The 6,176-nt window shown below is 70.7% G+C and carries 7 protein-coding genes; 3 read left to right on the forward strand and 4 right to left on the reverse strand.

All coding sequences use genetic code 11. The features are described 5' to 3' along the window. Positions 1 to 310: 310 nt before the first annotated feature. Positions 311 to 979, reverse strand: a complete 669-nt coding sequence (gene sepH, locus JF597_RS53170; RefSeq protein ID WP_294014187.1) for a septation protein SepH — start codon at positions 977 to 979, stop codon at positions 311 to 313. A 60-nt stretch (positions 980 to 1,039) separates the two neighbouring features. On the opposite strand from sepH, the gene JF597_RS53175 reads away from it, so the two are divergent. Beyond that, positions 1,040 to 1,780 carry a hypothetical protein gene (locus JF597_RS53175; protein WP_294014189.1) on the forward strand — a complete coding sequence of 247 codons (741 nt, stop codon included), beginning with the start codon at positions 1,040 to 1,042 and terminating at the stop codon, positions 1,778 to 1,780. Between the two features lie 130 nt (positions 1,781 to 1,910). Here the strand turns inward: JF597_RS53175 and JF597_RS53180 are convergent, their stop codons facing one another. The 3 genes from JF597_RS53180 to JF597_RS53190 all read right to left on the reverse strand — a co-directional run bounded on the left by JF597_RS53180 (position 1,911) and on the right by JF597_RS53190 (position 4,142). Then, positions 1,911 to 3,203 carry a choice-of-anchor Q domain-containing protein gene (locus JF597_RS53180; protein WP_294014191.1) on the reverse strand — a complete coding sequence of 431 codons (1,293 nt, stop codon included), beginning with the start codon at positions 3,201 to 3,203 and terminating at the stop codon, positions 1,911 to 1,913. 88 nt (positions 3,204 to 3,291) lie between these two features. Continuing rightward, positions 3,292 to 3,954 (reverse strand): TetR/AcrR family transcriptional regulator, encoded by a 663-nt coding sequence (locus tag JF597_RS53185; RefSeq protein ID WP_294014193.1) that lies wholly within the window; start codon positions 3,952 to 3,954, stop codon positions 3,292 to 3,294. A gap of 35 nt (positions 3,955 to 3,989) precedes the next feature. Then, complete coding sequence (locus JF597_RS53190; RefSeq protein ID WP_294014195.1) at positions 3,990 to 4,142, reverse strand: hypothetical protein; 153 nt, start codon at positions 4,140 to 4,142, stop codon at positions 3,990 to 3,992. Positions 4,143 to 4,185: 43 nt separating this feature from the next. Here JF597_RS53190 and JF597_RS53195 point away from each other — a divergent pair, with 43 nt between their 5' ends. Together JF597_RS53195 and JF597_RS53200 are read left to right on the forward strand one after the other, a co-directional pair. Further along, on the forward strand, positions 4,186 to 4,674 hold the full coding sequence (locus JF597_RS53195; RefSeq protein ID WP_294014197.1) for a MarR family transcriptional regulator: 489 nt from the start codon (positions 4,186 to 4,188) through the stop codon (positions 4,672 to 4,674). A 119-nt stretch (positions 4,675 to 4,793) separates the two neighbouring features. After that, positions 4,794 to 6,176: hypothetical protein (locus JF597_RS53200; RefSeq protein ID WP_294014199.1), on the forward strand; the 1,383-nt coding region annotated here is incomplete at its 3' end.

The raw sequence follows: 6,176 nt of genomic DNA on the forward strand, positions 1-6,176 counted from the left end.
CCCCGGTGCGACGTCATCCAGCGATCGATCACAGCGTTCCCCCGCAATGTTGCGGGGGGCGTGCCGGTTTCGCTGCTCGCTCACCGACGGCTTAGCGACCAATGGCAGCCGTCGGGTCTCTGCGTTCTCCGCCCCCAACTAGGCGTGAACCTAGGGATGTCTGATACATCGGTCGATAGCACTTCGTGGCCAGGGTGCCCTCACGGGAATGACGGGGCCGTGGTCACCACGGCCCATGACAGAACGGCCGATTCCGCCCTCGCCGACGCTTTCCCTACGGCAAGGAAGGCCTCACTGCGGTCCTTGCGGGTCAGTCGTCGTCGCGGCGACCGCTGACCTGCCTGCTGATGTCCTCCCACAACGGCACCTCGGCGCGGCCGGTGCGCGGACGCGCCACGGGCTCCTGTGCGCTCTGGGGGGGGCCGATGGGACGCAGCACCGCGGTCAGCACGTCGTCCGCCGGTCCCGGGACGCGGAGGGCTCGGCGGCCGGGTTCGTCGAGGGCCTGCACCCGGCGGTTGAGGGCGTCCCAGCGGAAGCGCAGCGACTGCCCACCTGCCCGCGCGGTCACCTCCCAGCGGCTGTCCTCGACGAGCCAGGAGTCCCACTCGACCTCGTCCTGCCCGAGGTGACCAGCGACCAGCTCCTCGACCGTGCGGTCCTCGACCAGGGTCTGCCGGGCGAGTCCCGCCTGGTGCTCCCGCTCCGCCAGCGGCGGGCCCTGGTACCTCGCCACGTCCGCGACCCGTACCCCTCCGGCGGTGGCGATGTCCTCCGCGGACTCACCGCACCGGATCCGCTGCTGGATGCTGCGCGGGGTCAGCGGCTCGGTCGGGTCGGGAGCCCTGGACAGGTGCCGCGTGGCCACCCGCTCGGCCCGCCGGACCAGCTCCATCGGGACCTCGACGGTCTGCCCGTCCACGCGCAGGACGAGCTGTGACCCGTCGGGGCTGAGCCCTACGACCTCTGCGGCAGTCACGGACCGGAGCCTTGCACGATCGGGCCGGGAGCACTCGCAAGCCGGTGGTGTGATGTCGCGGTGCACCCGTTCCTCGAGGCGCTCGGCTCCAGCACCATCGTCGTGGTCGAGCCGCCCGGATCAGGCGAGGGTCACTGGGCGGGTGCGCCGAGCGCCCTGCTCCACGAGGGGACCTGGTGGCTGGCCTACCGGCTGCGCCGGCCCGTCGGCAGGGGCTACGCCAACGTCGTCGGACGCTCTGACGACGGCGTGCGCTTCACGACCGTGGCCACCATCACCAGCTCCAGCATGGGCGCGGCCACGACGGTGCTGCCGGGCAGCGCGTCCGAGGCGTGGAAGGACGTGGTGGTGCGCGCTGGTGAGCAGGGCTGGCAGATGTGGGCCTGCCGGCACCCGCTGGACCTGGGCGACGGCGAGGCGGACCGGATGTCCACCTGGTACGCCACCTCCGACGACGGCCTGACCTGGCGGCTCCACGGAAAGGCGCTCGGACCGGGGGAGGGGTGGGACCGGCGCGGCACCCGCGTCACCTCGGTCTGGGACGCCGCCGACGGCACCGTGCAGGCCCTGTACGACGGACGGGCGTCGGCAGCCGAGAACTTCCACGAGCGCACGGGGCTCGCCACGGGTGCCCCCGGATCACTGACCGCACGGGAGGGGCCGGTGCCGGCGGCGTACGGACAGGCGCTGCGGTACGCCAGCGTCGTGGCCGACGGGTCCGGCACCCGGCTGTACGTCGAACGGGCTCGCGCCGACGGCGCCCACGAGCTGCGGACGGCGTACGTCTCCCAGCCGAGCTGATCCACGGCCGGCAGAGCTCCTTGCACCCGGCCGCCCGCGTGCGGAAGCCCTTGCACCCCGCCGCCCGCGTGCGGAAGCCCTTGCACCCGGAGCGCGAGCGCAACCCCTTCCAAGGGATACCGCCTGGCGGTCAGCGGTGCCGGCTGTAGACCCTCTCGTAGGCGCCGATGTCGCACTGCCGGCCCTGTGGCCGGGCGACGCCCCGCTGGTCGGTCGAGGGGCAGCTGGTAGCGGCGTCCACCGCAGGGCTGCCGGCGAGCAGCGCCTGGGTCCAGGTCGGTCCACCGTTGGGGCCCAGCCGGCCGAGCCGCGGGTCGGTGCCGGGTCGATCGCCTGCGGCGGTCAGGAAGCAGCTGCGGTCGCTGGTGAGGTTGTGCCCGAGCGAGCGGATGACCTGGTCCTTGACGTGACAGCCGGCCTCTCCCGCCGTACTGGAGTTGTCGGCCACGATCGTGTTCTGCAGGGTCATGGTGCCGAGGGCGACTGCGGGGGACAGCGGCGCGTAGCCCTGCCCTGCCGCGATCCCGCCGCCACCCTTGATGGCGTGGTTGCCGGTGATGGTCGAGTTGAGGATGACGACGTCGTCGCCGCCGCGGTTGTCGATGCCGCCGCCCCAGCCGCTGCCCTCGTCGACCAGCAGGGCGAAGGCCGTCGGGAACGGCCGGACCTGGATCGCGTCCGTCGCCGCTGGCAGGTCCATCAGCCTGTTACCGGTGATCGTGGTGTTGATGATCGTGGCACCGGCGTCCAGTCGCAGGCCGCCGCCGGAGTAGGCCCGGTTGTTCGCGATCAGGCTGTTGCGGATGAGCGGTGAGGTGCCCGGGACGCTGAACATCCCTCCTCCGCCGTCGGCGCGGTTGCCGATGAGCGCGACGCGGTCGAGGGTGACCGCGCCGTTGTTGAGGATCGCGCCGCCGAGCGAGATCCCCTGCGTCGTGCCGCGGTGGCTCGGGTCGCCGCCGGTGATGGTCAGGTCGCTCAGGTGGGCATCGCCGGCGTTGCCGACGGCGAAGACGCGGTCCAGCCCGGCGCCGTCGACCACGGTCTTGCCCGCACCGGCGCCGCGGACCGTGACGGCGTGGCTGATCACCATGTCGCCGGCCGCACCGTCGACCGCCTCGGCGGACCCGGCGACGTCCTCACCGGGAGCGGGCGGGACCGTCAGCCGGTACCGACCAGCAGGCACAACGACCGTCGCTGCGCCGAGAGCAGCTGCGTCCGCCTCCTGCACCGCGGCCCGCAACGTGCAGCGTGCGCCGTCGGCGATGCTCAGGCACTTGCCGTCCCCGACAGCGGCATCCGGTGCGTCCACGGTGCTGTCGACCGTGAAGGTGGGCACGGAGGCCGCGGCCCTGCTGACAGCAGGCAGCCCGGCCACCAGGACCAGCCCCACGACAGCTGCGACCCGTCCTCCACGCCTCACGATGTGGTCCTCCACTCGGAAACCGTCTGGTACACGGCTCGGAGGCTAACGGGTGGGTGCAGATCATCGCAATGCAGGTGCAACCAGGTCAGCGCACCGGGATCCCGAGGACGGCGAGCGAGCAGCGGATGAGGTCGTCGCAGACGTCGAGGAGGTGGTCGGCTTCGCCGGCGGCGATGCGCGCGCTGGCGATCTCGTAGACGAGACCGGTGGCGGCCTCGAGCTCGAAGGCGCTGACGGGCCGCCAGTCGGGCTGCCGCGGGAGGTGCCCCGCGTGCCAGACGCCCACGCTGTCGGCGAACGCCGTACGCGATGCCCGGTGATGAGCCGCCGCCTCCGGCCCGGCGGCGAGCATCTCCAGGCAGAAGGTCCGGGCGTAGGGGAGCTCGCGCTGCAGGAACGACAGGTAGGCGTGCGTCCCGGCGCGGTACTGCTCGACGGGGTCCTGTCCGCGCCTCGCCGTGGTGGCGGCGGTGACCTCGGCCAGGATCGCTGCGGCGCCATGGTCGTACGCGGCCAGGAAGCAGTGGAGCTTGTCGGTGAAGTGCTCGTAGAAGGTCTTCTTCGACACGCCTGCGCGCTCGGTGATGTCGCTGATGGTCGTGGCAGCCAGCGCCTTCTCCGCGACGGCCATCGTGACGCCGTGGATCAGCCGCTGGCGCTGCGAGGCGATGACGGCCTCGCGCGGGATGCCGCTGGTGCCGCCCGGAAGCTTGGGAAGCTCGGCACCGAAGACCGATGCAGTCGACACAGCGGCGACCCTAGCGGGATCGGCGGATCAGTCCCTCACGGCTGGGGGCAGCGTGCCAGCGTGCGGCCGTCGGGTCGCTCGACGGTGTGGTCGTCCCAGCTCTGCCGGCACCGGGGGCAGAGGTCGCGGGCAGGATCCGGGACCAGCTCGTACGGCGCCTGCGGGTCCAACCTAGTCGTTTGCCTCACGATGAGATCGTACACGAACGAATAGCGTGTAAGGTCCAGCGTCATGACGACGAGATCACGGAAGACGTTGCCCGACCTGGGGGACGACCCGCTGCAGCTGGACCGGCAGGTGTGCTTCGCCCTGGCGGTCGCGGCGCGGACGGTCATCTCCGTCTACCGGCCGCTGCTCGAGCCGATGGGCCTGACGCACCCGCAGTACCTGGTCATGCTCGCGCTGTGGGAGCAGTCCCCCCGGTCGGTGAAGGACATCTCCTCGGCGCTGATGCTCGACTCCGCGACGCTCTCGCCGCTGTTGAAGCGACTGCAGTCCGCCGGCTACGTCACCCGCGACCGCAACCCCGGTGATGAGCGCCAGCTCGTCGTCGAGCTGACGCGTGAGGGACGGGAGCTCCGGACGCGCGCTCTCGAAATCCCGTACGCCGTCGTCGAGAGCCTCGGCATGGGCGTGGAGCCGCTGCTGGCGCTGCACGCCCAGCTGACCACGGTCATCACGGCCGCAACGGCGGCTCTGGAGGATCCCCTTCGTACATGACGTATGAGATCTGAGCTCCGATATCGTGCGCGAACACGGAAGAAACGGTCCGTTCCGGACACCTAGCCTCGTGACACCCAGCTCGCCCGGCGTGTCCCACGAGTGCGAGGAACGCGATCATGAACTTGCGCAAGCGTGTCGTGTACGGCGTCCTGGGGGTGGCCGGAGCAGCGCTTCTCGCGCCGCTCACGAGCCCGTCCCTGGCTGATCCGCCGCACCCGCAACCCGGGTTCGTCGAGCAGGTGCCCGGCACTCCCTGCGTCGCGGAGACGCCGGAGGAGAAGGCGCTCACCGGCACCAAGCCACGCTACGGCGCGGCGTGCAAGCGGGTGCAGTACACCTTCGGGCCGATCGTGGTGAAGCCCGGTCAGAACGAGGCGATGGTCGAGCCGGTCACGATCGAGAAGCCGGCGTACGACGGGTACCTGGTGCGCTTCAAGCCGGACCTGCTCCGCGCCAAGGACGGCAAGAAGACCCAGACCGACATCCTCCACCTGCACCACGCCACGTGGCTGAACCTCGGCAACTCCTACGGCGACGGCCCGTTCTTCGCGGCCGGCGAGGAGAAGACCATCTCCACCCTGCCGAAGGGCTACGGCATGGAGGTCAAGGCCTCGGACACCTGGGGCCTGCTCTACATGGTCCACAACGCCACCACACAGGACGAGGTCGTGTGGATCACCTACGACATCGACTTCATCCCCAAGGCCGAGGGGGACAAGCTCGGTCTCACACCGGTCAAGCCGATCTGGCTCGACGTGCAGAAGAAGGCGATCGCGCCTGGCGCGCCGAGCACCTCCTCCAACCCGGTCTTCAACGTGCAGCGGGGCTCCGGTCACGTCGACGCGGAGACGCGGCACCGCGTCTGCGCGTGGCCGAAGGAGAACTGCTCGAAGTTCGACACCTACGGCAACGTGACGCCGCAGCAGGGCAAGCCGATCAAGATCGCAGGCCAGGACTGGACCGTCCCCGCCGGTCTCGCCGGCACGCTGATCGGGCTCGGCGGTCACATCCACCCCGGCGGCATCCGCGACGAGGTGAGCCTGGTCCGCGGGGGCAAGGAGAAGACGATCTTCATCTCCGACGCCCTCTACTGGGACACCAAGCACCCAGGGCGGATCGGCGCGCGGCCGGACTCCTGGAACCTCTCGATGACCGTCACCGGGTCACCGCTCGGGTGGAAGGTGAAGATCAGGCCGGGTGACAAGCTGCGCATCAACGCGCTCTACGACTCCCAGGACGCCTCCTGGTACGAGGGCATGGGGATCGTCGTCGCCTACGTCGCTCCGGTCGACAAGCTGAAGCCCGCCGGCGTCGACGTCTTCGACAGGAACGTGACGATCGACCGGGGCGTCCCGGTCGGCGCCATGACACCGAAGGGCGCCTGGCTCAACGGCAGCAGGTTCAACCCCGGCCGTTGCACGCCGAACCTTGCCGGGCCTGCCAAGCGGCTGTGCATCCGGGGGATGGTGACGCACAGCATGGTGGCGGAGAGCAGCCAC

The sequence above is a fragment of the Streptomyces sp. genome (genome assembly GCF_019510245.1).
In the GTDB taxonomy this organism is placed as follows: domain Bacteria; phylum Actinomycetota; class Actinomycetes; order Streptomycetales; family Streptomycetaceae; genus Streptomyces.